25 protein-coding genes and 1 pseudogene are annotated in these 22584 nt (G+C 73.3%); 21 read left to right on the top strand and 5 right to left on the bottom strand.

Going from position 1 to position 22584, the window contains the following annotated elements; translation table 11 throughout:
- Window positions 1-10 precede the first annotated feature (10 nt).
- Window positions 11-715: an AAA family ATPase gene (locus AB0E77_RS04340; RefSeq protein WP_361565304.1), complete on the top strand. Its 705-nt coding sequence runs from the start codon at window positions 11-13 to the stop codon at window positions 713-715.
- 120 nt (window positions 716-835) lie between these two features.
- On the opposite strand, the gene ybaK is transcribed toward AB0E77_RS04340, so the two are convergent.
- The 4 genes and pseudogenes from ybaK to AB0E77_RS04360 form a co-directional block, all read right to left on the bottom strand.
- Window positions 836-1339 carry a Cys-tRNA(Pro) deacylase gene (gene ybaK / locus AB0E77_RS04345; protein WP_361565307.1) on the bottom strand — a complete coding sequence of 168 codons (504 nt, stop codon included), beginning with the start codon at window positions 1337-1339 and terminating at the stop codon, window positions 836-838.
- 13 nt (window positions 1340-1352) lie between these two features.
- Window positions 1353-2093 (bottom strand): LON peptidase substrate-binding domain-containing protein, encoded by a 741-nt coding sequence (locus AB0E77_RS04350; RefSeq protein WP_361565309.1) that lies wholly within the window; start codon window positions 2091-2093, stop codon window positions 1353-1355.
- A gap of 11 nt (window positions 2094-2104) precedes the next feature.
- A pseudogene (locus AB0E77_RS04355) lies at window positions 2105-3120 on the bottom strand (hypothetical protein).
- A 393-nt stretch (window positions 3121-3513) separates the two neighbouring features.
- Window positions 3514-5091: an oxidoreductase gene (locus tag AB0E77_RS04360; RefSeq protein WP_361565311.1), complete on the bottom strand. Its 1578-nt coding sequence runs from the start codon at window positions 5089-5091 to the stop codon at window positions 3514-3516.
- A 200-nt stretch (window positions 5092-5291) separates the two neighbouring features.
- Between AB0E77_RS04360 and hisD the strand changes: the two genes are divergently transcribed.
- The 10 genes from hisD (at window position 5292) to AB0E77_RS04410 (ending at window position 12946) form a co-directional block, all read left to right on the top strand.
- On the top strand, window positions 5292-6617 hold the full coding sequence (hisD, locus tag AB0E77_RS04365) for a histidinol dehydrogenase (RefSeq protein WP_361565314.1): 1326 nt from the start codon (window positions 5292-5294) through the stop codon (window positions 6615-6617).
- On the top strand, window positions 6614-7729 hold the full coding sequence (locus AB0E77_RS04370; protein ID WP_361565317.1) for a histidinol-phosphate transaminase: 1116 nt from the start codon (window positions 6614-6616) through the stop codon (window positions 7727-7729). The genes hisD and AB0E77_RS04370 overlap by 4 nt, the downstream gene beginning before the upstream one ends.
- On the top strand, window positions 7726-8319 hold the full coding sequence (gene hisB, locus AB0E77_RS04375; protein WP_189228283.1) for an imidazoleglycerol-phosphate dehydratase HisB: 594 nt from the start codon (window positions 7726-7728) through the stop codon (window positions 8317-8319). Before AB0E77_RS04370 ends, hisB begins: the two co-directional genes overlap by 4 nt.
- Window positions 8316-8480 (top strand): hypothetical protein, encoded by a 165-nt coding sequence (locus tag AB0E77_RS04380; RefSeq protein ID WP_361565319.1) that lies wholly within the window; start codon window positions 8316-8318, stop codon window positions 8478-8480. The genes hisB and AB0E77_RS04380 overlap by 4 nt, the downstream gene beginning before the upstream one ends.
- Window positions 8477-9121: an imidazole glycerol phosphate synthase subunit HisH gene (hisH, locus tag AB0E77_RS04385; protein ID WP_361565322.1), complete on the top strand. Its 645-nt coding sequence runs from the start codon at window positions 8477-8479 to the stop codon at window positions 9119-9121. Before AB0E77_RS04380 ends, hisH begins: the two co-directional genes overlap by 4 nt.
- 2 nt (window positions 9122-9123) lie before the next feature.
- Entirely contained in the window at window positions 9124-9849 is a 726-nt protein-coding gene (gene priA / locus AB0E77_RS04390; RefSeq protein WP_361565325.1) for a bifunctional 1-(5-phosphoribosyl)-5-((5-phosphoribosylamino)methylideneamino)imidazole-4-carboxamide isomerase/phosphoribosylanthranilate isomerase PriA, read from the top strand.
- Entirely contained in the window at window positions 9846-10250 is a 405-nt protein-coding gene (locus tag AB0E77_RS04395) for a RidA family protein (RefSeq protein ID WP_361565328.1), read from the top strand. The genes priA and AB0E77_RS04395 overlap by 4 nt, the downstream gene beginning before the upstream one ends.
- Window positions 10247-11002, top strand: a complete 756-nt coding sequence (hisF, locus tag AB0E77_RS04400; protein ID WP_361565331.1) for an imidazole glycerol phosphate synthase subunit HisF — start codon at window positions 10247-10249, stop codon at window positions 11000-11002. The genes AB0E77_RS04395 and hisF overlap by 4 nt, the downstream gene beginning before the upstream one ends.
- Before the next feature lie 86 nt (window positions 11003-11088).
- Window positions 11089-11676 (top strand): helix-turn-helix domain-containing protein, encoded by a 588-nt coding sequence (locus tag AB0E77_RS04405; protein ID WP_361565333.1) that lies wholly within the window; start codon window positions 11089-11091, stop codon window positions 11674-11676.
- A 16-nt stretch (window positions 11677-11692) separates the two neighbouring features.
- Window positions 11693-12946, top strand: a complete 1254-nt coding sequence (locus AB0E77_RS04410; protein WP_361565336.1) for an MFS transporter — start codon at window positions 11693-11695, stop codon at window positions 12944-12946.
- Window positions 12947-12948: 2 nt separating this feature from the next.
- On the opposite strand, the gene AB0E77_RS04415 is transcribed toward AB0E77_RS04410, so the two are convergent.
- The gene (locus AB0E77_RS04415; RefSeq protein ID WP_361565339.1) at window positions 12949-13584 is read right to left on the bottom strand and encodes a TIGR03085 family metal-binding protein; all 636 of its coding nucleotides are present in this window, start codon (window positions 13582-13584) and stop codon (window positions 12949-12951) included.
- An 83-nt stretch (window positions 13585-13667) separates the two neighbouring features.
- Here AB0E77_RS04415 and hisI point away from each other — a divergent pair, with 83 nt between their 5' ends.
- From hisI to lgt, 10 genes are all read left to right on the top strand, one after another.
- Window positions 13668-14069, top strand: coding sequence for a phosphoribosyl-AMP cyclohydrolase (gene hisI, locus AB0E77_RS04420; protein WP_361565341.1), 402 nt, complete (start codon window positions 13668-13670; stop codon window positions 14067-14069).
- A 29-nt stretch (window positions 14070-14098) separates the two neighbouring features.
- Window positions 14099-15619 carry an anthranilate synthase component I gene (locus AB0E77_RS04425; protein WP_361565616.1) on the top strand — a complete coding sequence of 507 codons (1521 nt, stop codon included), beginning with the start codon at window positions 14099-14101 and terminating at the stop codon, window positions 15617-15619.
- Between the two features lie 62 nt (window positions 15620-15681).
- Window positions 15682-16323: a TIGR02234 family membrane protein gene (locus AB0E77_RS04430; RefSeq protein ID WP_361565344.1), complete on the top strand. Its 642-nt coding sequence runs from the start codon at window positions 15682-15684 to the stop codon at window positions 16321-16323.
- A 188-nt stretch (window positions 16324-16511) separates the two neighbouring features.
- Complete coding sequence (locus tag AB0E77_RS04435) at window positions 16512-16763, top strand: HGxxPAAW family protein (RefSeq protein WP_361565347.1); 252 nt, start codon at window positions 16512-16514, stop codon at window positions 16761-16763.
- Window positions 16764-16941: 178 nt separating this feature from the next.
- Window positions 16942-17322: a DUF2752 domain-containing protein gene (locus AB0E77_RS04440; RefSeq protein WP_361565619.1), complete on the top strand. Its 381-nt coding sequence runs from the start codon at window positions 16942-16944 to the stop codon at window positions 17320-17322.
- 117 nt (window positions 17323-17439) lie between these two features.
- The gene (gene trpC, locus AB0E77_RS04445) at window positions 17440-18249 is read left to right on the top strand and encodes an indole-3-glycerol phosphate synthase TrpC (RefSeq protein WP_361565349.1); all 810 of its coding nucleotides are present in this window, start codon (window positions 17440-17442) and stop codon (window positions 18247-18249) included.
- Window positions 18250-18547: 298 nt separating this feature from the next.
- Window positions 18548-19831, top strand: coding sequence for a tryptophan synthase subunit beta (gene trpB / locus AB0E77_RS04450; protein ID WP_361565352.1), 1284 nt, complete (start codon window positions 18548-18550; stop codon window positions 19829-19831).
- The gene (gene trpA / locus AB0E77_RS04455) at window positions 19828-20643 is read left to right on the top strand and encodes a tryptophan synthase subunit alpha (RefSeq protein WP_361565355.1); all 816 of its coding nucleotides are present in this window, start codon (window positions 19828-19830) and stop codon (window positions 20641-20643) included. The genes trpB and trpA overlap by 4 nt, the downstream gene beginning before the upstream one ends.
- Window positions 20644-20730: 87 nt before the next feature.
- Complete coding sequence (locus AB0E77_RS04460) at window positions 20731-21504, top strand: thioredoxin domain-containing protein (RefSeq protein ID WP_361565357.1); 774 nt, start codon at window positions 20731-20733, stop codon at window positions 21502-21504.
- Window positions 21505-21589: 85 nt separating this feature from the next.
- Entirely contained in the window at window positions 21590-22567 is a 978-nt protein-coding gene (gene lgt / locus AB0E77_RS04465) for a prolipoprotein diacylglyceryl transferase (protein WP_361565359.1), read from the top strand.
- Window positions 22568-22584: the final 17 nt, after the last annotated feature.

Raw genomic sequence — 22584 nt, forward strand, 5'->3', positions numbered from 1 at the left:
CGATGGCAGGGTGACCGCACCTCTGACTCCTCCTCCGCCGCCGAACGAACACTCGTCGTCCCACGGCGGGCCGGTGCCGCCGCCCGTGGGCGCGCATGCGGTGGGCACCTCGTACGACCACCACGGTGAACAGGACGGCCCCGGGATGCTGACCGAAGTGCGGCAGGCCGCCGTGACCCTGGTGGCGGTGGCCGTCTCCGGCGTCCTGCTGGGCGTGCTGTGGTGGTGGCTGGCGCCGAGCGTGCCGCTCGTCGGCGACGTCGTGGACGGCAGTTGGGCGGTCTACCTCAAGGACTCCGAGGGCGAGCAGGCCATCGGCGTCGACGGCACGTTCACGCTGCTCGGGCTCGGGTTCGGCGCACTCAGCGCGCTGGTCGTCTTCCTGCTGCGGCGGCGCGGGGGCGTGCCGCTGGTGGTGGGCCTGGGCATCGGCGCCTTCCTCGGTTCGCTGCTGGCGTGGCGGGTCGGGGTGTGGCTGGGCCCCACGCAGGACGTGATCGCCCACGCCCGGGAGGTGGGCAAGGGGACGACGTTCGCCGCGCCGCTGAAGCTGGGCGCGAAGGGGGCGTGGCTGGCCTGGCCGTTCGCCGCGCTGGCGGTGCACCTGGGGCTGACGGGCCTGTTCGGCCCCCGCGACCCGGACCCGTACGGGCAGCAGCAGCCGTACCCGCCGTCGCAGTACCCGCAGGGGCCGTACGGCGGGAAGTCGGCGTAGGTCTTCGGCCGGCGCGGGCCGCGGTCGGGCCCGTCGCGCCGGGGACGGCCGGGGTGCGCCGGAGCGTGTGACGGGCATGGCGCCGGGCGCCGGGACGGGCGTGGCCGCCCGGGTGGCGGATCAGGGGCGGCCGATGGGAGCGAGGGTCGCGGACGTGAGTTTCGCCAGGTCGTCGGGGGACAGCTCGACCTCCAGGCCGCGCCGGCCCGCCGAGACGCAGATCGTGGGGTGGCCGGACGCCGACGCGTCCAGGACCGTCGGGAGCCGCTTGCGCTGGCCGAGGGGGGAGATGCCGCCCCGCACATAGCCCGTGGTGCGCTCCGCCAGCGCCGGGTCGGCCATCACCGCCCGCTTGCCGCCGACCGCGGAGGCCAGCGCCTTCAGGTCCAGCTGGCCCGCCACCGGGACCACCGCGACCGTCAGCGCGCCGTCGACGTCCGCCACCAGCGTCTTGAAGACGCGCTCCGGCGACACCCCCATCGCCTCGGCCGCCTCCTCGCCGTAGGACGGATGGGCCGGGTCGTGGTCGTAGGCGTGGACCGTGTACGCCACCCCGGCCGCCGTGAGGGCCACCGTGGCGGGCGTTCCCCCCGACTGCTGCTGCTTCTTCGACTTCTTCGCCATCGGGGCCAGCACCTCAGTTGAAGCTCGTCGGACCGCGCGTCAGATCGGACGCCGGCAGGGACGGCAGCGTACGGATGATCGCTGTCTCGGCGCGAAGGAGTTTCAGCTCGTCGCGCAGCCGGGACGCGGTGTCCGGGGCCTGGAGCAGGCGCTGCTTGGTCGGTGTGTCCAGCACCATCGCGGCGGCGACCAGGTACGAGACCACGCCCGGTTCGTCCGGCAGGTCGGCGCCGGTCGCCAGCGAGCGCTCGCGGGCCCCCGCCAGGCGCTTCTGGTACTGGCGGAACGACCGCAGTACCCCCTCGGCCAGTGCTCCCGCCTCGTCGCCGAGCTCCTCGGCCAGCGGCTCGAGCTCGGCCGTCAGGTACGGCCCGGAGGCGTCCACCGACAGCACACGCACCCGGTTCGTCCCGGTGGCCAGCACCTCGAAGGTGCCGTCGGCCCGCTCCCGGATCGTCGCGGCGTCCGCGATGCAGGCCACCTTGTGGAAGGCCTTCGCCGGGTCGGGGCCGAAGCCGGCCGTGGGGCCGCGCTCGGGCACGGCCGTCGGGTCGGGCATGCCGGGGGCGCTCGGGGCGACCTCGTGACCGTCGCGGATCGCCACGACGGCGAACCGGCGCGGTTCTTCCTCGGAGGTCTTCAGCAGCTCGCGCATCATGGCGCGGTAGCGCTCCTCGAAGATGTTGAGCGGGAGCACCAGCCCCGGGAACAGGACCGAGTTCAGGGGGAAGAGGGGGAGCCGGACGGTCGTCACGACGCAGAAGCCTAATGGTCGCCGGGGCGGGCGCGACCGCCGTGCCCACCTGGTGGATGGCGCGGGTCCGCCGTCACCCCCCTGGCCGCACGGCCGCACGGACGTGCCCGCGCACCTGGAGGAACCGGCCGAGCGGGTCGTCCGTGTCCCGGTCCCACGGGAAGGACGTGACGTAGGGGCCGGTCAGCCGGAGCTGTTCCGCCGCGTCCCGCAGGCGCTCCAGGCGGACCAGGACGTACGTCAGCAGGTTGCGCAGCTCCGCCGGCCAGGGGTCCGCCGCCGGGTACGCGGCCGACAGGGCGATCGCGTGGTCGGCCGCGGTGTCCAGCCGGGCCCGGTCCACGCCGGGCACCGCGCCGCCGTCGCGGGGGAGACAGGCGAAGACCGCCCGTACCGGCAGTGCGCGCACGAGCGCGTCCTCGGGGGCGTCCTGCGCGGCCGTCTCGGCGAAGTCCAGGCACTCGCGGTGGGCGCGGGGGGAGGCGGCCGAGAGGTACTCGAGGGCGGCGACGTGGCAGCCGTAGTGGTGCGGGGAACGGCGGACCGCCTGCTCCCACAGCCGCTCGAACTCGGCGTGTCCCGCGTGGGCGCCCCGCGCGGTGTCCAGCGCGATGCGCCACGGGACGGGGTCCGGCCCGCCGGACTCGGTGGCGGCCGTGACCGCCGGGCCCACCTGGCGCAGGAGTTCGGCGCGGGCCGGCGAGTCCCAGCAGCGGTCCACCGCCAGCCGGGCCCGCACCAGCAGGGCGTCGGGGTCGTCCGGGGCGGTGGCGTGCCAGTGCTGGAGCCATTCGGAGCGGGAGCGGGCGAAGGCGGCCAGGCGGGTCGCGTAGCGGTCGCGGTGCTCCCACTCGGCGTTCTCCCGGGTGCCGGCGAGCAGGGCCGCCGCCGGGCCGTGGTCACCGCGGGCCGCGGCGACCAGGGTGGGGGCGAGGCGCTCGTCGGGGGCGTCGAGGAGCATGTCGGCCTCGTCGTCGGCGGTCGGTGCGGCGGCCCGCCGCGACATACGGAGGAACGCGCGCAGCATGGCCAGTACGACGGTCGACGGTGCGGGATGGTTGTGCGGGCGCAGGGGTGGCCTGCGGCCCCTGCGGTTCCGGACCCGCACACCCGCACCACCCGTGCGACCTTCGTCGCCGAGTGCGGGTGGGCCCCGTGGGGCGCCTTCGCCTTCGCCTTCGGCGGCTGCGGGCTGCGGGTCGGGGCGTCGGGGCGGGGCGGGTGGGTTCCGGCACGCACCTCGTGCGCCGGCGCGCGTACCCCCGCGCGCGTACCCCCGCGCTCCGCGCCCCCTTCGCCGCGCCGCCCCGCCCCCCGGCCCGCTGGATCTCGGCGGCCCCCGCGCATCGCCCCGTCCCCACAGTCCGCTCTCCGCCGGTGTTCCCCGATCCGGTGAGCCTCCCGGCGGCCCTCGGAGGGGTCAGTTGCGGCGCAGCAGTCTCGTCGCGCCCGCTGCCACCGTCGTGGCGAGGATCCAGCCGAGGAGGATCATCGCCGCCGCCAGCCACTGCCAGCCGCCGCTCAGTTGCCAGAAGCCCGCCTGGCCCAGGTCGATGACCGGCAGCAGCAGGTCCAGGGCGAACAGGGCCGGGTTCCAGTCCGGGTGCTCGCCGCTCTTGAGCGGCGGATGCTCGGTGCGCGAGAAGGCGAACGAGCCCGCCGCCCACAGCACCGCCATCCACACCGCGGCCCGCCCTGGCCGGTAGCCGTAGGCCACCGTCCAGTCCTGCGCGTACCCCACCAGCTTCGCGGCGAGCGGCAGGCTCTCGCGGCGCCGGCGGTGCTTGGCGAGCAGCACCTCACGCGCGTCCTCGTCCTCGCCCCCGGCCCGCAGCACGGCGGCGAGCCGCTCGTACGGCTCCGGGTGGTACTCCGCGGTCGCGGCACCCACCCAGCGCAGCCGCTTCTCCAGCGGGAACGGCCCCCGCGGCACCAGGTTCTCGTAGGCGAAGCCGCCCATCTGCAGCCGCCCCGGGCCCGGCCAGCTGTCCGCCCGGTCCATCAGGTTGACCACCCGCGCCCCCGACAGCACCACCCGCCCCCGCGCCGGCCGCTCGCCCAGGAACCGCAGCTCGGGCGTCTGCACCCGGCGCAGCGACAGCTCCTGGTCGTCCGCGAAGGTGAACCGGGCGTGCTCGAAGTCGACGGCGTCCCCGAACCGCCCGTCGTCCAGCCGCACCCCGCCCTCGCACTCGAACCGCTGGATCCGCGTCCCCTGCGCCGGCGTGGTGCCCGGCACCATCGGGCTGCCCAGGCCCGCCGGCGTCAGGTACAGGGTGCGCTCCACCGCGAGCCGCGGCGCGTTCAGCGCGTGCCGCGTGTACGGGTTGAGCAGCCGGGCGCCGCGCAGGCTCAGGGAGACCCCGACCTGGGCGCTGCGCAGGCTCACCTCGCCGTACGACTCCAGCATCTCGGCCTGGAGGTCCTGGCCGACGGTCATGCCGTCCGCGGCGATGGAACGTCCGCTGCGGTCCCGGTGCACGACCGCCTGGCTGAGCAGCAGGTCGGTGCCTATCTGGGCATCGGTGAGCCGGATCCCGCCCGGGATCCGGCAGCGCGGCAGATGCAGATCGCCCTCGGTGTGCAGCCTGGCCGCCTCCAGCCGCGGCACCGCGCAGTCCACCAGGCGCAGGGTCGTGAAGCGCGTCTCGGGCAGCAGGACCTCCCGCTCGAAGCGGCAGCCCTTGAGCTCGACGTACGGCACCACCGTGCCGCCCGCGAGGTCCATCGTGCCGCTGATCAGCACGCCCACGAGCTGAAGCGAGGACACACGGCCGGCGAGGGCGGGCGGGCCGTCGAGCAGCAGCCAGCACACGATGCGGGCCCGCACGGTCCGCTCGGGTCCCCACGGCTGCCCTCCGTGCGGATCGTCGACGAGAGCGTCCCCGCTGCTCAGGTCGTACACGCTGCCGTTGCGGAAGGCCTGCCACATGCCCGCCTCCGCGGCGGTCAGGTCGTCCGGCAGCGCTCCGTCACGGCGGCCGTCCCCTTCGGTCACGGCGCTTCACTCCCTCCCCGGCTACTCGTGAGTCACACACGCTTCGTACAACCGTTCATGCCCGCTGGGTGACGCCCTGAACACCGAACGTGAGGGTGAATCGCCGGGTGCCGCGGCGGGCCGTGACGGGCCGTCGCGTTCTGTATCAGCCATTGATACGCGCGACCGGTCTCCGACGCGGGTCTGAGAGAATTGGTTCCGTGATCTCCCGAATCGATCTGCGCGGCGACGCCCTCCCCGAGGGCCCCGCCCTGCGCGACCTGCTGCCCCGAGCCGACTTCGACGTCTCGGCCGCCCTGGAGAAGGTGCGTCCGATCTGCGAGGCCGTGCATCATCGTGGCGACGCGGCGCTGATCGACTTCGCCGAGCAGTTCGACGGGGTCAGGCTCGACCAGGTGCGGGTTCCGGCCGCCGCGCTCACACGCGCGCTGGAGGAGCTCGACCCGGCCGTGCGCGCGGCCCTCGAGGAGTCGATCCGCCGCGCCCGTCTCGTCCACCGCGAGCAGCGCCGCACCACCCACACCACCCAGGTCGTGCCCGGTGGCACGGTCACCGAGAAGTGGGTGCCGGTCGACCGGGTCGGGCTCTACGCGCCCGGCGGCCGGTCGGTCTACCCGTCGTCCGTGGTGATGAACGTGGTGCCCGCGCAGGAGGCCGGCGTCGAGTCGATCGCGCTCGCCTCGCCCGCGCAGGCGGAGTTCGGAGGGCTCCCGCACCCGACGATCCTCGCCGCCTGCGCCCTGCTCGGCGTCGACGAGGTGTACGCGGCGGGCGGCGCCACCGCCGTAGCGATGTTCGCGCACGGCACCGAGTCCTGCCCGCCCGCCGACATGGTCACCGGCCCCGGCAACATCTGGGTCGCCGCCGCCAAGCGCTACTTCACCGGCAAGATCGGCATCGACGCCGAGGCCGGCCCCACCGAGATCGCCGTCCTCGCCGACGCCACCGCCGACCCGGTGCACGTCGCCTCCGACCTGATCAGCCAGGCCGAGCACGACCCGCTGGCCGCCGCCGTCCTCGTCACCGACTCCCCGGAGCTGGCCGACGCGGTCGAGCGGGAACTGGAGCCGCAGGTCGCGGCCACCAAGCACGTCGACGACCGGATCGTGCCCGCGCTCAAGGGACGCCAGTCCGCGATCGTGCTGGTCGACGGCATCGACGAGGGCCTGCGCGTGGTCGACGCGTACGGCGCCGAGCACCTGGAGATCCAGACCGCCGACGCCGTCGCCGTCGCCGAGCGCGTACGCAACGCCGGCGCGGTCTTCGTCGGCCCCTGGGCGCCCGTCTCGCTGGGCGACTACGCGGCCGGGTCCAACCACGTCCTGCCCACCGGCGGCTGTGCCTGCCACTCCTCCGGCCTGTCGGTCCAGTCCTTCCTGCGCGGCATCCACATCGTCGACTACACGCGCGACGCGCTGGCCGAGGTCGCGCACCACGTGGTCACGCTGGCCGAGGCGGAGGACCTGCCCGCGCACGGCGCGGCGATCAAGGCGAGGTTCGAGTGGAAGGTCCCCCAGAGCAAGTGACGTTCGGCATCGACGATCTCCCCGTACGGGACGAGCTGCGCGGCAAGTCCCCCTACGGCGCGCCCCAGCTGGACGTGCCGGTACGGCTGAACACCAACGAGAACCCCTACCCGCTGCCCGAGGCGCTGGTCGAGCGGATCACCGAGCGCGTCCGCGAGGCAGCCCGCGACCTCAACCGCTACCCCGACCGGGACGCGGTCGAGCTGCGCACGAAGCTCGCCGACTACCTCACGAAGACCTCCGGCCACCCCCTCGACGTGACCAACGTCTGGGCGGCCAACGGCTCCAACGAGGTCATCCAGCAGCTGCTGCAGACCTTCGGCGGCCCGGGGCGCACCGCGATCGGCTTCGAGCCGTCGTACTCGATGCACGCCCTGATCGCGCGCGGCACCGGCACGGGCTGGATCTCCGGCCCGCGCCACGAGGACTTCACCGTCGACGTGCCCGCCGCCGAGAAGGCGATCGCCGAGCACCGCCCGGACGTCGTCTTCGTCACCACCCCCAACAACCCCACGGGCAACGCGGTCCCGGCCGAGACGGTCCTCGCCCTGTACGAGGCCGCCCAGGCCGCGAAGCCGTCGATGGTCGTGGTGGACGAGGCCTACATCGAGTTCAGCCACGGCGCCTCGCTGCTGCCACTGCTGGACGGACGGCCGAATCTCGTCATCTCCCGCACCATGTCGAAGGCGTTCGGCGCGGCGGGCCTGCGCCTCGGCTACCTCGCCGCGCACCCGGCGGTCGTGGACGCCGTCCAGCTCGTACGGCTGCCCTACCACCTGTCGGCCGTCACCCAGGCGACCGCGCTGGCCGCCCTGGAGCACACGGACACGCTGCTGGGGTACGTGGAGCAGCTGAAGACCGAGCGGGACCGGCTGGTCGCCGAGCTGCGCGCGGCAGGCTACGAGGTGACCGAGTCCGACGCCAACTTCGTGCAGTTCGGCCGGTTCGCGGACGCGCACGCCACCTGGCGGCGGATCCTCGACCGGGGCGTCCTGGTCCGGGACAACGGCGTACCGGGATGGCTGCGGGTGACCGCCGGCACCCCGCAGGAGAACGACGCGTTCCTTGATGCGGTACGCGAACTGAAGAAGGAACAGGAGCAGAGCGGATGAGCCGCGTCGGGCGCGTGGAGCGCACCACCAAGGAGACCTCGGTCCTCGTCGAGATCGACCTCGACGGCACCGGCAAGACCGACATCGCCACCGGCGTCGGTTTCTACGACCACATGCTCGACCAGCTCGGCCGGCACGGTCTGTTCGACCTGACCGTGAAGACCGACGGCGACCTGCACATCGACTCCCACCACACCATCGAGGACACCGCCCTCGCGCTGGGCGCCGCCTTCAAGCAGGCCCTCGGCGACAAGGTGGGCATCTACCGCTTCGGCAACTGCACGGTCCCGCTGGACGAGTCCCTCGCCCAGGTCACCGTCGACCTGTCCGGCCGCCCCTACCTCGTGCACACCGAGCCCGAGAAGATGGCGCCGATGATCGGCGAGTACGACACCACGATGACCCGGCACATCCTGGAGTCCTTCGTGGCCCAGGCACAGATCGCGCTGCACGTGCACGTGCCGTACGGGCGCAACGCGCACCACATCGTGGAGTGCCAGTTCAAGGCGCTCGCCCGGGCCCTGCGTTACGCCTCCGAGCGGGACGCGCGCGCGGCCGGCATCCTGCCCTCCACGAAGGGCGCGCTGTGAACGGCTCCTCGACCGCGCTGATCTTCCTCGGTCTGCTCCTCGTCGGCGGCATCATCTCCTTCGTCAAGCAGAAGATGCCCACGCAGCTCATCGTCCTGCTGTCCATCGGCGCCGCGATGTGTCTCGTCGCGGGCGTCATGAGGCTGGAGGTGTGGAATTGACCGCTCCCGCCAAGCGGGTCGTCGTCTTCGACTACGGCTTCGGCAACGTCCGCTCCGCCGAGCGCGCCCTCGCGCGCACGGGAGCCGACGTCGAGATCACCCGTGACTACGACAAGGCCATGAACGCCGACGGGCTGCTCGTCCCCGGCGTCGGCGCCTTCGCCGCCTGCATGGACGGCCTGAAGGCCGCACGCGGCGACTGGGTCGTCGAACGCCGGCTGGCGGGCGGACGCCCCGTGATGGGCATCTGCGTCGGCATGCAGATCCTCTTCTCGCGCGGCATCGAGCACGGCGTCGAGGCAGAGGGCCTGGACGAGTGGCCGGGCACGGTCGGCCCCCTGGAGGCCGACGTCGTGCCGCACATGGGCTGGAACACGGTCGAGGCCCCGGCCGACTCCCAGCTCTTCGCGGGCCTGGACGCGGACGCCCGCTTCTACTTCGTGCACTCCTACGCGGTCCACGACTGGTCGCTGGAGACGCACAACCCGCTGATCGCCGCGCCCAAGGTGACCTGGTCCACGCACGGCAAGCCCTTCGTGGCCGCCGTGGAGAACGGTGCCCTGTGGGCCACCCAGTTCCACCCCGAGAAGTCCGGCGACGCCGGCGCCCAGCTCCTCACCAACTGGATCGAGACCCTGTAGAGATGAGCAAGCTCGAACTCCTCCCCGCCGTCGACGTCCGCGACGGCCAGGCCGTCCGCCTCGTGCACGGCGAGTCCGGCACCGAGACGTCCTACGGCTCCCCGCTGGAGGCCGCCCTCGCCTGGCAGCGCTCCGGCGCCGAGTGGCTGCACCTGGTCGACCTGGACGCCGCGTTCGGCACCGGGGACAACCGGGAACTGATCGCCGAGGTCGCGAAGGCCATGGACATCAAGGTCGAGCTGTCCGGCGGCATCCGCGACGACGACACCCTCGCCGCGGCCCTCGCCACCGGCTGCACCCGCGTCAACCTGGGCACGGCCGCCCTGGAGACCCCCGAGTGGGTCGCCAAGGTCATCGCCGAGCACGGCGACAAGATCGCGGTCGGACTGGACGTCCGGGGCACCACCCTGCGCGGCCGCGGCTGGACCCGCGACGGCGGCGACCTCTACGAGACGCTGGACCGCCTGAACAAGGAGGGCTGCGCCCGGTACGTCGTCACCGACATCGCCAAGGACGGCACCCTCCAGGGCCCCAACCTGGAGCTCCTGAAGAACGTGTGCGCGGCCACCGACCGTCCGGTCGTGGCGTCCGGCGGCGTGTCCTCCCTGGACGACCTGCGCGCGATCGCCGGTCTCGTGCCGGCCGGTGTCGAGGGCGCCATCGTCGGGAAGGCCCTGTACGCGAAGGCGTTCACCCTCGAAGAGGCCCTGGAGGCTGTGTCGACATGACGTCCGAAGCCGTACGGCGCGTGCAGAGCGGAAGTCCCTGGGAAGAGTCCTTCGGTTTCGCACGGGCCGTCGCGGCGGGCGACCGTGTCATCGTGGCCGGCACGACCGCGTTCAGGGGCGACGTGCTGTACGGCGACGGAGACCCGTACGAACAGACCAAGGTGGCTTTCACCACCGCGGTCGAGGCGATCGGCGAGTTCGGTCTCGCCGTCGATTCCGTGATCCGCACCCGTGTGTACCTGGCACACTCGCGCGACGTGGACGCGGCGGGCCGGGCCCACAAGGAGCTCTTCGACTCCGTGCGCCCGGCCACGACCCTGCTGGTCGTGGAGGGTTTCATCGACTCGCGGGTCCTGGTGTCAGTCGAAGTGGAAGCGTATAGAGGAGCCGTGGATTCATGACCCTGGCGGTCCGAGTCATCCCCTGCCTGGACGTGGACGACGGCCGGGTCGTCAAGGGCGTCAACTTCCAGAACCTGCGCGACGCGGGCGACCCCGTCGAGATGGCCAAGGTGTACGACGCCGAGGGCGCCGACGAGCTGACGTTCCTGGACATCACCGCCTCGTCGGGCAACCGCGAGACGACCTACGACGTGGTGCGCCGCACCGCCGAGCAGGTGTTCATCCCGCTGACCGTCGGCGGCGGCGTGCGCACCGCCGACGACGTGGACAAGCTGCTGCGGGCCGGCGCGGACAAGGTGGGCGTCAACACCGCCGCCATCGCCCGCCCCGACCTGATCCGCGAGATCGCCGAGCGCTTCGGCCGCCAGGTCCTCGTGCTGTCGGTCGACGCCCGCCGCGGCGAGGCCGGCACCTTCGAGGTGACCACCCACGGCGGCCGGCGCGGCACCGGCATCGACGCGGTCGAGTGGGCGCACCGGGCGGCCGAGCTGGGCGCGGGCGAGATCCTGCTCAACTCGATGGACGCGGACGGCACGAAGGACGGCTACGACCTCGAGATGATCGCGGCCGTCCGCAAGCACGTCTCGGTCCCGGTGATCGCCTCCGGCGGCGCCGGCCGCCTCGCCGACTTCCCTCCGGCCGTCGCGGCCGGCGCGGACGCGGTCCTGGCGGCCTCCGTCTTCCACTTCGGCGACCTGCGCATCGGTCAGGTGAAGGACACCCTGCGCGAGGCGGGCCACCCCGTCCGGTAACGCGTCGGGGCACCCCCGGATAAAGCGAAAGGAAAGTTGCGCAACAAATATTGCGCAACTTTCCTTTCGCGATTTAGCCTGACGGCATGCCGAGCCAGGAGAACCACCCCATCACCGACCTGGGCACCCTCAAGGCCCTGGCCCACCCCCTGCGCATGCAGCTCTACCGAGGACTGTGCGTGGCGCGCACGGCGACCGCCTCGCAGCTCGCCGAGCAGGCGGACGAGGCCGTCTCCCTGGTCAGCTACCACCTGCGCAAGCTCGCCGAGCACGGACTGGTCGAGCAGGCCGAACCGCAGAGCGCGGACGGCAGGGAGCGGTGGTGGCAGCCCGCGTCCGACGGCGTGACCATCCGCGACGAGAACTTCCGCGACGCCCCCGAGCGGGCGGCGGCCCACCTCGCGGCGACCCGGCTCTTCCACGACCAGCGCGCCGACATGTACCGCCGCTACCTGGACGAACGCCCCACCTGGGGCCCCGAGTGGAACTCCGCCGCGCCCGACACCGAGGCCCTGCTGCGGCTGACCCCCGCCGAGCTGGACGAACTGCGCGAGGAACTGCTCGCCCTGGCGAGGAAGTACGACGAGAAGGGCCGGGCCGCCGAGGCCGCCGGCGACACCGAGGGCCGCGAGAACGTCGCGCTCCACGTGTACGGGTTCCCGTTCCGTGTCTGAGAGGACCAGCCCCGCGATGACCGCCACCACCGTGCCCCCGCTCGCCGAAGCCGCCGGCCGCCCGGCCCACCGCGACCCCAACGTCCTGCGCTGGCTCGGCGCCTACACGTCCTCGATGATCGGCGACAGCGTCTACTACATCGCGCTGTCCTGGGCCGCCGTCCGCACCGGCACACCCTCCGAGGCGGGCATCGTGATGGCGGTGAGCGCGCTGCCCCGGGCCCTGCTCATGCTGGGCGGGGGAGTGGTCGCCGACCGGCTCGGACCGCGCCGGGTGGTCATCGGCAGCGACGCCGTGCGCTGCGCGGCCGTGCTCGCGGTGGCGGCCGTGATGTTCCTGACCTCCCCGAGCCTGTGGCTGCTCGCCCTGCTCGCGCTGGTCTTCGGCGCCGTCGACGCCGTGTTCATGCCCGCCGTGGGCGCCCTGCCCGCCAGGATCACCGGCAAGGACCAGCTCGCCCGGGTGCAGGGCATGCGGGGACTCGCCATCCGCTGCGCGAGCGTCGTCGGCGCCCCGCTCGGCGGTATCGCCGTGGCGACGGGCGGCGCGACGGCCGCCTTCACGCTGGCCGGAGCGCTGATCGCCGTCTCGGTGCCGCTGCTGATCTCGGTCCGGGTCCGCCCGGTGCCGACGGACGACCCGGCCGGGGCGGTGGCCGGTACGCCCTGGCGCGACCTCCGTGACGGACTCTCCTACATCCGCTCCCACCGCGTCCTCGCCCCGCTGATGCTGGCCATCGCCCTCGGGGACCTCGGCTTCGTCGGACCGCTGAACGTCGGCCTCACCCTGCTGGCCGACGAACGCGGCTGGGGGGCGGCGGGAATGGGCTGGGTGCTCGCCGGCTTCGGCACCGGCGCGGGCGCCGCCTCACTCCTGCTCGCCGTACGGGGACGCGTGGGCCACGCCGGACGGACCGCCGGCTGCGCGATCCTCGCGGGCTGTGTCGCCATCGGCGCCCTCGCCTTCGTACCCGGCGTGGTCGCGGCCGTCGCGGTCGCCCTGCTCGTCGGACTGCTCGCCGGGCTCAGCGGCGCACTGTGCGGCGCCCTGCTCCAGACCCAGGCCGATCCCGCCTACCTCGGCCGCGTCACCGCGGTCGCCGGCCTGGTCAGCCTGGGCATCGCACCGCTGAGCATGCCGCTGTCCGCGGCGGCCGCCGGCGCCTGGGGCACCGGCCCGGTCTTCGTGGTCAGCGCGGCCGTGTGCGGCCTCGGCGGCGTCGTCGCCCTGTGCGTCCGCGACCTGCGCCGCGCCGAACTGCCCCGCTGACCTCAGATGCCCAGCTGCTTCGTCTCGCTCAGCCTGGTGATCGCGTCCTGTTCGCCCTCCAGCTCCACCTTCGCCGCGCTCTGCCGGCCGAAGGCGAACAGCAGCAGCTCCGACGGTTCGCCCGTCGCCGTCACCACCGGCGTGCCCCGGTGGGCGACCACCGTCCGGCCGTCGGGGCGGCGCAGCACCAGACCCGTCGGGACGCCCCGCCCCAGCAGCCGGGCGACGCGCTCCAGCCGGGACCACAGGGCGTCCTGGAACACCGTGTCCAGCTCGCGCGGCGACCAGTCCGGCTGGGCGCGGCGGACGTCCTCCGCGTGGACGTAGAACTCCACCGTGTTCGCCGCCTCGTCGACCTGCTTGAGCTGGAACGGCGAGAACCGGGGCGGGCCGGTGCGGATCAGCTGGATCAGCTCCTCGTAGGGCTTCGCCGCGTATTCGTCCAGCACCCGGCCCCGATAGGACGCCAACTGCTTGATCAGGGTGCCGCCCGCGGCGTCCGGCCGGCGCTCGCGGACCACCACGTGCGCGGCGAGATCCCGGGTCCGCCAGTCGTCGCACAGGGTGGGGGCGTCCGGCCCCGCCGTCTCCAACAGGTCGGCCAGCAGAAGTCGTTCACGCTTCGCGAATGTCGACATGTCCGCCAGCCTACGGCCGCCCCCCGGGTCCGCCCAGTGGACGGCGCCGGGGCGTGTCCCGGGCGCGCGGCACAATGGGCGTCATGACCAGCAGCTCCACCGGGCGCCCCAGCCCCCTCGCCCCGGAGATCGCCGCGCGCCTCAAGCGCAGCGCCGACGGCCTCCTGCCCGCCATCGCCCAGCAGTACGACACCGGGGAGGTGCTGATGCTCGGCTGGATGGACGACGAGGCGCTGCACCGCACGCTGACCACGGGCCGCTGCACCTACTGGTCGCGCAGCCGTCGCGAGTACTGGGTCAAGGGCGACACGTCGGGGCACTTCCAGTGGGTCAAGTCCGTCGCCCTGGACTGCGACGCCGACACCGTCCTGGTCAAGGTCGACCAGGTCGGCGCCGCCTGCCACACCGGCGCCCGCACCTGCTTCGACGCCGACGTCCTGCTCGCGGACGGCACGGGTGCCGAGGCGCCCGGCGCGGCTCAGTAGGGTCTGCCCACATGGACGACAAGGACGCCATGGACCTCGACACCTTCCGCAAGCTGGCCGCCGACCGCCGGGTGATCCCGGTCAGCCGCAAGCTCCTCGCCGACGGCGACACCCCGGTCGCCCTCTACCGCAAGCTCGCCGCCGAGCGCCCCGGGACGTTCCTGCTGGAGTCCGCGGATGGGGGTACCTCCCAGGCGTTCAGCACTGGGGGAGGCCGGTCCTGGTCCCGGTACTCCTTCGTCGGCGTCCGCAGCGCCGCCACGCTCACCGAGAGGGACGGCCGGGCCCACTGGCAGGGCACCCCGCCCGTCGGCGTCCCCACCGACGGCGACCCGCTCGCCGCCCTGCGCGCCACGGTCGAGGCCCTGCACACCCCCCGCGACCTCGCCCACGACCTGGGCCTGCCGCCCTTCACAGGCGGCATGGTCGGCTACCTCGGCTACGACATCGTCCGCCGCCTGGAGAAGGTCGGCCCGGGGGAGCGCGACGACCTGAGGCTCCCCGAGCTGACGATGCTGCTCACCAGCGACCTCGCCGTCATGGACCACTGGGAGGGCTCGGTCCTGCTGATCGCCAACGCGATCAACCACAACGACCTGGAGACCGGCGTCGACGAGGCCTACGCCGACGCGATCGCCCGCCTGGACGCCATGGAGGCCGACCTCACCCGCGCGGTGGCCCAGCCTCCCGCCGCGCTGCCGCCCTCCGAGCTGCCCGAGTACACCGCGCTGTGGGGCGGCCCCGACTTCCAGGACGCCGTCGAGGACATCAAGGAGCGCATCCGCGCGGGCGAGGCCTTCCAGGTCGTCCCCTCCCAGCGCTTCGAGACACCGTGCACGGCGAGCGCCCTGGACGTGTACCGGGTGCTGCGGGCCACCAACCCGTCCCCGTACATGTACCTGCTGCGCCTCGACGGCTTCGACGTCGTCGGCTCGTCCCCCGAGGCGCTCGTCAAGGTCGAGGACGGGCGGGCCATGGTCCACCCCATCGCCGGCACCCGGCCCCGCGGCGCCACCCCGCAGGAGGACCAGGCCCTGGCCGAGGAACTGCTCGCCGACCCCAAGGAGCGCGCCGAGCACCTGATGCTGGTCGACCTCGGCCGCAACGACCTCGGACGCGTCTGCGAACCCGGCTCCGTCGAGGTCGTCGACTTCATGTCCGTCGAGCGCTACTCGCACGTCATGCACATCGTCTCGACGGTCACCGGACGGGTCGCCGAGGGCCGCACCGCCTTCGACGTCCTCACCGCCTGCTTCCCGGCCGGCACCCTCTCCGGCGCCCCCAAGCCGCGCGCCCTGCAGATCATCGACGAACTCGAACCCTCCCGCCGCGGCCTGTACGGCGGCTGCGTCGGCTACCTCGACTTCGCGGGCGACTCCGACACCGCCATCGCCATCCGCACCGCACTGCTGCGCGACGGCACCGCGTATGTGCAGGCGGGCGCCGGGATCGTCGCCGACTCCGACCCCGTCGCCGAGGACACCGAGTGCCGCAACAAGGCGGCGGCGGTGCTCCGCGCGGTGCACACGGCCAACCGACTGGGGCGATAGGGCCCTTCTCACGCCACGGATTCCGAACCCCGGGTGACGGTTCGCCCGGGGTTCGGGCGATAGTGGAGTACGTGACAGCTGTTCCTCACCCCCGCACCCCCGCCGCAGGACCCGCCCGGGCCGGCCGCCGGAGCCTCGCCGCCGCCCTGCTGTGCGGCGCGCTCGGCGCGGCCGTCGCCCTGCTCGCCACCCGGCAGGACTGGTCGGAGGGCACCGCGACCGTGGCCGGCGGCGCGTTCCCCCTGACCGCCAAGGGCAGCGACGTCACGGGCGTCCCCGCGGCCCTCGCGATAGTGGGCCTCGCCGCGCTCGTCGCCGTCTTCGCCGTCCGCCGCACCGGCCGCTTCGCCGTGGCCGCCGTGCTCGCGCTGAGCGGCGCGGGCACCGTCGCCGCGGCCCTGGCCGGCGCCTCCGACAGCTCCGCGCTGGACGAGAAGGCCGCCAAGGCGGCCGGCGACACCTCGGCCACCGTGGACGCCCTCTCCCACACCGCCTGGCCCTACGTCGCGGCCGCCGGCGGCGTGCTGATCCTGCTGGCCGGGCTGCTCGCCCTGCGCTACGGCAAGCTGTGGCCCGCCATGTCCGGCCGCTACGAACGCGACGGCACCCCCCGTCCGCGCCGCACCGCCCGGACCGTGGACCCCGACCGCCCCGAGGACCTGTGGAAGGCCCTGGACCGGGGCGAGGACCCGACGGGCGCCTGACCCGGCCCGACCACGCGGTTCGGCCGCGCGGGCGGGGGCACTCGTACCCGCGCCACGCACCACCGGGGCGTCCGGCTCGCACGCCACGCGCGCGTGGAGCGCACCCCCGGTCACGGCGCGCGCGCCCGTGCGGGACAATGGGCGCGAGCGTCCAGCTCAGACACGTACACAGCAACGAGGAGCAAGCAATGGCGGGCAGCAGCCACGGTCACACCCCGGCCGCCTGGGCGGGTGTCATCATCACCTTCATCGGTTTCTGCATCGCGGGCGTGTTCATGGTGGCGGCCCAGCCGGTGGGCTTCTGGGTCGGCATGGCGGTCGTGCTCCTCGGCGGCGTCGTGGGCTTCATCATGCGCTCGATGGGCCTCGGCCAGCCGAAGGAGAGCCACCCGGTGCACCAGGTCGCCGACAACCGGGCGCCGGCCGGCGCCAAGGGCTGACCCGTCCGCGGTCGCGCAGTACTCCCTGAGGGGTGGACCGGCACCTGGTGCCGGGACCGCCCCTCACGTGCGTGTACGGCCCGTGCCGGGCAGAATGCGGGGCGTGGACGCCGACAGCCGCACACCGGCCCCGACGAGGCCCCTGCCCGCCACGGACGCACGGGCCGTGACCGCCCGCATGGCCGTGCCGGCCGGGGTGCTGGCGGCGGTCGTGGGCGCCTTCGCCTACGTGGGAAGCGTGGACCCCAACGAGCCCGGCCACTACCCCGTCTGCCCCCTGCTCCGCCTCACCGGCCTCTACTGCCCCGGCTGCGGGGGCCTGCGCAGCGCCCACGCGTTCGTCCACGGAGACGTGCTCACCGCGCTGCACGCCAACGCGCCGGCCGTACTCGGCTATCTGGGCTTCGCCGTGCTGTGGACCGTCTGGGTGGTCCGCACGGTGCGCGGCCGCCCCGTCAGACTCGACCTGGGCCCGGTGCACCTGTGGACCCTGGGCACGTTGCTGCTGGTCTTCACCGTTGTCCGGAACCTGCCGTTCGGCGGCTGGCTCCACCCTTGATCATGCGGTGAACGTCCAGGTAGTGGGACCGGCGTCGACCGGATGCGGGACGGCCGCCCCGCTGCGGATACCATCGGAGTGACCATCGGTTTCGCCGTCTGAAAGGGGGCCGCTCGCGTGAGTGTGCTCGACGAGATCATCGACGGAGTCCGTGCCGACCTCGCGGAACGGCAGGCGCGCGTCAGCCTCGACGAGCTCAAGGAGCGCGCGGCCAAGGCTCGCCCCGCCAAGGACGGTGTGAGCGCCCTGCGGGGCGACGGCGTCAAGGTCATCTGCGAGGTGAAGCGCTCCAGCCCCTCCAAGGGCGCGCTGGCCGCCATCGCCGACCCGGCCGGACTCGCCGCGGACTACGAGGCGGGCGGCGCGGCCGTCATCTCCGTCCTCACCGAGCAGCGCCGCTTCGGCGGCTCGCTGGCCGACCTGGACTCCGTCCGCGCGCGCGTGGACATCCCCGTGCTGCGCAAGGACTTCATCGTCACGTCGTACCAACTGTGGGAGGCCCGGGCGCACGGCGCCGACCTCGTGCTGCTGATCGTCGCGGCCCTCGACCAGCCGGCCCTGGAGTCGCTGATCGAGCGCGCCGAGTCCATCGGACTCACCCCGCTGGTCGAGGTGCACGACGAGGACGAGGTCGAGCGTGCGGTGGACGCGGGCGCCAAGGTCATCGGCGTCAACGCGCGCAACCTGAAGACCCTCGAGGTCGACCGCGGCACCTTCGAGCGGGTCGCCCCGGAGATCCCCGCGCACATCGTCAAGGTCGCCGAGTCCGGCGTCCGCGGCCCGCACGACCTCATCGCCTACGCCAACGAGGGCGCCGACGCCGTCCTGGTCGGCGAGTCCCTGGTCACCGGCCGCGACCCGAAGACCGCCGTCTCCGACCTGGTCGCCGCGGGCGAACACCCGGCACTCCGCCACGGCCGCGGCTGACCCCCCGCTAGGCTGACCCCGATGACTCGCACCATGACCCCCGTGGACCGGTACGCCCGCCTCGCGCGCGGCTGCCGGCCCCGAGGCTGCCGCGCGCCCGCCCGCCGGGTCCACGGCCGCCGGGTGAGGTATGTCATCGGGGACGAGCCGGGACAGGTGAACGGCATGCGATGGCACCGGCGCCCCGCAAGGGGCGCGGGGAGCTGCGCGAGCAACCACACACGGCCCGCGGCCGACAGATAGGTCCCCGCCCCCACGGCGATCAGTCACCACCAGACACTCACCGTGAGGTACACGCATGCCCAGCACCTTCTTCATCCCCGACCCGGAGGGTCAAGTCCCCTCCGCCGAGGGCTACTTCGGCGCCTTCGGCGGCAAGTTCATCCCGGAGGCCCTCGTCGCCGCGGTCGACGAGGTCGCCGTCGAGTACGACAAGGCCAAGTCCGACCCGGAGTTCGCCAAAGAGCTGGACGACCTCCTCGTCCACTACACCGGCCGCCCGTCCTCCCTCACGGAGGTCCCCCGCTTCGCCGAGCACGCCGGCGGAGCGCGGATCTTCCTCAAGCGCGAGGACCTCAACCACACCGGCTCGCACAAGATCAACAACGTGCTCGGCCAGGCCCTGCTCACCAAGCGGATGGGCAAGACCCGCGTGATCGCCGAGACCGGCGCGGGCCAGCACGGCGTGGCGACGGCCACGGCTTGCGCGCTGTTCGGCCTCGACTGCACCATCTACATGGGCGAGATCGACACCCGGCGCCAGGCCCTCAACGTGGCCCGCATGCGCATGCTCGGCGCCGAGGTCATCGCGGTGAAGTCCGGCAGCCGCACCCTCAAGGACGCCATCAACGAGGCGTTCCGCGACTGGGTCGCCAACGTCGACCGCACCCACTACCTGTTCGGCACGGTCGCCGGCCCCCACCCCTTCCCGGCGATGGTCCGCGACTTCCACCGCGTCATCGGCGTCGAGGCCCGCCGCCAGATCCTGGAGCAGGCGGGACGCCTCCCCGACGCGGCGGTCGCCTGCGTCGGCGGCGGCTCCAACGCCATCGGCCTCTTCCACGCCTTCATCCCCGACCCGGACGTCCGCCTCATCGGCTGCGAGCCCGCGGGACACGGCATCGAGACCGGCGAGCACGCGGCCACCCTGACCGCGGGCGAGCCCGGCATCCTGCACGGCTCCCGCTCCTACGTCCTGCAGGACGACGAGGGTCAGATCACCGAGCCCTACTCGATCTCGGCCGGCCTGGACTACCCGGGCATCGGGCCCGAGCACGCCTACCTCAAGGACTCCGGCCGCGGCGAGTACCGCGCGGTCACCGACGACGCCGCCATGCAGGCCCTGCGTCTGCTGTCGCGCACCGAGGGCATCATCCCGGCCATCGAGTCCGCCCACGCGCTGGCCGGCGCCATCGAGGTCGGCAGGGAACTGGGCAAGGACGGGCTGATCGTGGTCAACCTGTCCGGCCGCGGCGACAAGGACATGGACACCGCCGCCCGCTACTTCGGGCTGTACGACACCGACGCCGAGGTCGCCGAGGACGCCTCCGGCACCGCCGAGATCGAGGGGGACGCCAAGTGAGCGGGAACGTGCGGCTGCTGAACGACACCCTCGCCGCGGCGAAGGCCGAGGGCCGTGCCGCCCTCATCGCCTACCTGCCGGCCGGCTTTCCGACCGTGGACGGCGGAATCGCGGCGGTGAAGGCCGCGCTCGACGGCGGCGCCGACGTCGTCGAGGTGGGCCTGCCCCACAGCGACCCGGTGCTCGACGGCCCGGTCATCCAGACCGCCGACGACATCGCCCTGCGCGGCGGCGTGAAGATCGCCGACGTGATGCGCACGGTCCGCGAGGCGCACGAGGCCACCGGCAAGCCGATCCTCGTCATGACGTACTGGAACCCCATCGACCGCTACGGGGTCGAGCGCTTCACCGCCGAGCTGGCCGAGGCGGGCGGCGCCGGGTGCATCCTGCCCGACCTGCCCGTGCAGGAGTCCGCGCTGTGGCGGGAGCACGCCGACAAGCACGGGCTCGCCACCGTCTTCGTGGTCGCGCCCAGCAGCAAGGACGCACGGCTGGCCGAGATCACCGCGGCCGGCAGCGGCTTCGTCTACGCCGCCTCCCTCATGGGCGTCACCGGGACCCGCGAGTCGGTCGGCGCGCAGGCCGAGGAGCTGGTGCGGCGCACCCGCGCCACCACCGACACCCCGGTCTGCGTCGGCCTCGGCGTCTCCAACGCCGCGCAGGCCGCCGAGGTGGCCGGCTTCGCCGACGGCGTGATCGTCGGCTCCGCCTTCGTCAAGCGGATGCTGGACGCCCCCGACGACGCGGCCGGCCTGGAGGGCGTCCGCGCGCTCGCCGCCGACCTCGCGAAGGGCGTGCGCGGCCGGGCGTGACGGCAGGCATGTGACAGAGGGTCCCCCGTACGGGTGGACCTGCGACCGGGGAGGCGCTGTGCGCCTCCCCGGTTCGTTCTGCGGGGTGTGAGCGAGAAGAACCGAGACGGAAAGCGCACCGCCCGCGAGAAGCTGGCGGCCCAGCGCGAGAAGCAGAAGTCCAGGGACAAGCGCCGGCGCGCGCTGATCGTGGGCGCGTCCGTGGTCTGCGTGCTGGGCCTGGCCGCGGTGATCGGCGTGGTCGCCGCGAACGCGGGGAAGGACGACGGAAGCGAGTCGGCCGGCCCGGTCGTGGCCCCCTCGGGAGCCTTGGGCAAGGACAGCCTCGCCATCCCCGTCGGCAAGGAGAGCGCCAAGTCGACGCTCACCGTCTGGGAGGACTTCCGCTGCCCGGCCTGCAAGGCCTTCGAGCTGGCGTACCGCGACACCATCCACGAGCTCACCGCCGCCGGACAGCTCAAGGTCGAGTACCACCTGGCGACGATCATCGACGGCAACATGGGCGGCAGCGGCTCCCGCAAGGCGGCCAACGCCGCGGCCTGCGCCCAGGACGCCGGCAAGTTCCCGGCGTACCACGACGTGCTCTACGACAACCAGCCCGAGGAGACCGACGACGCCTTCGCCGACAACGGCAAGCTGATCGGGCTGGCCGGCAAGGTGGACGGCCTGGACACCCCCGCCTTCCAGAAGTGTGTGAAGGACGGCACGCACGACAGCTGGGTCGAGAAGTCCAACAAGGCCTTCCTCGCCGGCGGCTTCAGCGGCACGCCGACCGTGCTGCTGGACGGCAGGAACATCTACAAGGAGGACTCGATGACCCCGGCCAAGCTGAAGCAGCTCGTCCAGGACGCCGACCGATAGGCCGCCGCGGGCACCCGCCCGTTACGGACCCGTAGCCGGGCTGGTCGACGCGGCACCCGTCCCACACGGTAGCGTCGACCCTGCCATGGAACTTGCCTTCATTCCCAGCCCGTCGCGCGGGGTGCTGCACCTCGGTCCCATCCCGCTGCGCGGCTATGCGTTCTGCATCATCATCGGCGTCTTCGTTGCCGTCTGGCTCGGCAACAAGCGCTGGATCGCCCGGGGCGGGCGGGCCGGCACGGTGGCCGACATCGCGGTCTGGGCCGTTCCCTTCGGCCTGATCGGCGGCCGGCTCTACCACGTGATCACGGACTACGAGCTGTACTTCAGCGAGGGCCGCGACTGGGTGGACGCCTTCAAGATCTGGGAGGGCGGCCTCGGCATCTGGGGCGCGATCGCGCTCGGCGCGCTCGGCGCCTGGATCGGCGCCCGGCGCCGGGGCATCCCGATGCCCGCGTACGCCGACGCCGTCGCCCCCGGCATCGCCCTCGCCCAGGCGCTGGGCCGCTGGGGCAACTGGTTCAACCAGGAGCTGTACGGACGGCCCACCGACCTGCCCTGGGCGCTGAAGATCACCTCCTCGGCCGACGGGCGGGTGCCGGGCACGTACCACCCGACGTTCCTGTACGAGTCGCTGTGGTGCATCGGCGTCGCGCTGCTCGTCATCTGGGCCGACCGCCGCTTCAAGCTCGGCCACGGCCGGGCGTTCGCGCTGTACGTCGCCGCGTACTGCGCCGGCCGCTTCTGGATCGAGTACATGCGCGTCGACGACGCCCATCACATCCTGGGCCTCAGGCTGAACAACTGGACCGCGCTCTTCGTGTTCCTGCTCGCCGTCGTCTACATGGTGGTCTCGGCGCGGCTGCGGCCGGGCCGGGAGGCCGTGGTGGAGCCGGGTGCCGAGGACTCCGGCACGGACGCCGGGGACGACGCGAAGAAGGATGCCGGGACTCCCGAGGACGCCAAGGGCACCGAGGCTGCCGGGCCTTCCGAGGAGGGCAAGGACGGCGAGGACGCCGTGAAGGACGTGAAGAACGGCGCCGACTCGGCCAGCAAGGGCTGACGGCCCGCCGTACGTCA

Source organism: Streptomyces sp. NPDC032940 (genome assembly GCF_040636935.1).
In the GTDB taxonomy this organism is placed as follows: Bacteria; Actinomycetota; Actinomycetes; order Streptomycetales; family Streptomycetaceae; genus Streptomyces.

Bases quoted from the DNA above. Each gene is read 5' to 3' on its own strand.
- ybaK (WP_361565307.1), bottom strand. From the start codon at position 1,339: ATGGCGAAGAAGTCGAAGAAGCAGCAGCAGTCGGGGGGAACGCCCGCC.
- hisB (WP_189228283.1), top strand. From the start codon at position 7,726: ATGAGCCGCGTCGGGCGCGTGGAGCGCACCACCAAGGAGACCTCGGTC.
- priA (WP_361565325.1), top strand. From the start codon at position 9,124: ATGAGCAAGCTCGAACTCCTCCCCGCCGTCGACGTCCGCGACGGCCAG.
- AB0E77_RS04395 (WP_361565328.1), top strand. From the start codon at position 9,846: ATGACGTCCGAAGCCGTACGGCGCGTGCAGAGCGGAAGTCCCTGGGAA.
- hisF (WP_361565331.1), top strand. From the start codon at position 10,247: ATGACCCTGGCGGTCCGAGTCATCCCCTGCCTGGACGTGGACGACGGC.
- AB0E77_RS04405 (WP_361565333.1), top strand. From the start codon at position 11,089: ATGCCGAGCCAGGAGAACCACCCCATCACCGACCTGGGCACCCTCAAG.
- AB0E77_RS04410 (WP_361565336.1), top strand. From the start codon at position 11,693: ATGACCGCCACCACCGTGCCCCCGCTCGCCGAAGCCGCCGGCCGCCCG.
- AB0E77_RS04415 (WP_361565339.1), bottom strand. From the start codon at position 13,584: ATGTCGACATTCGCGAAGCGTGAACGACTTCTGCTGGCCGACCTGTTG.
- hisI (WP_361565341.1), top strand. From the start codon at position 13,668: ATGACCAGCAGCTCCACCGGGCGCCCCAGCCCCCTCGCCCCGGAGATC.
- AB0E77_RS04425 (WP_361565616.1), top strand. From the start codon at position 14,099: ATGGACCTCGACACCTTCCGCAAGCTGGCCGCCGACCGCCGGGTGATC.
- AB0E77_RS04435 (WP_361565347.1), top strand. From the start codon at position 16,512: ATGGCGGGCAGCAGCCACGGTCACACCCCGGCCGCCTGGGCGGGTGTC.
- AB0E77_RS04440 (WP_361565619.1), top strand. From the start codon at position 16,942: ATGGCCGTGCCGGCCGGGGTGCTGGCGGCGGTCGTGGGCGCCTTCGCC.
- trpB (WP_361565352.1), top strand. From the start codon at position 18,548: ATGCCCAGCACCTTCTTCATCCCCGACCCGGAGGGTCAAGTCCCCTCC.
- lgt (WP_361565359.1), top strand. From the start codon at position 21,590: ATGGAACTTGCCTTCATTCCCAGCCCGTCGCGCGGGGTGCTGCACCTC.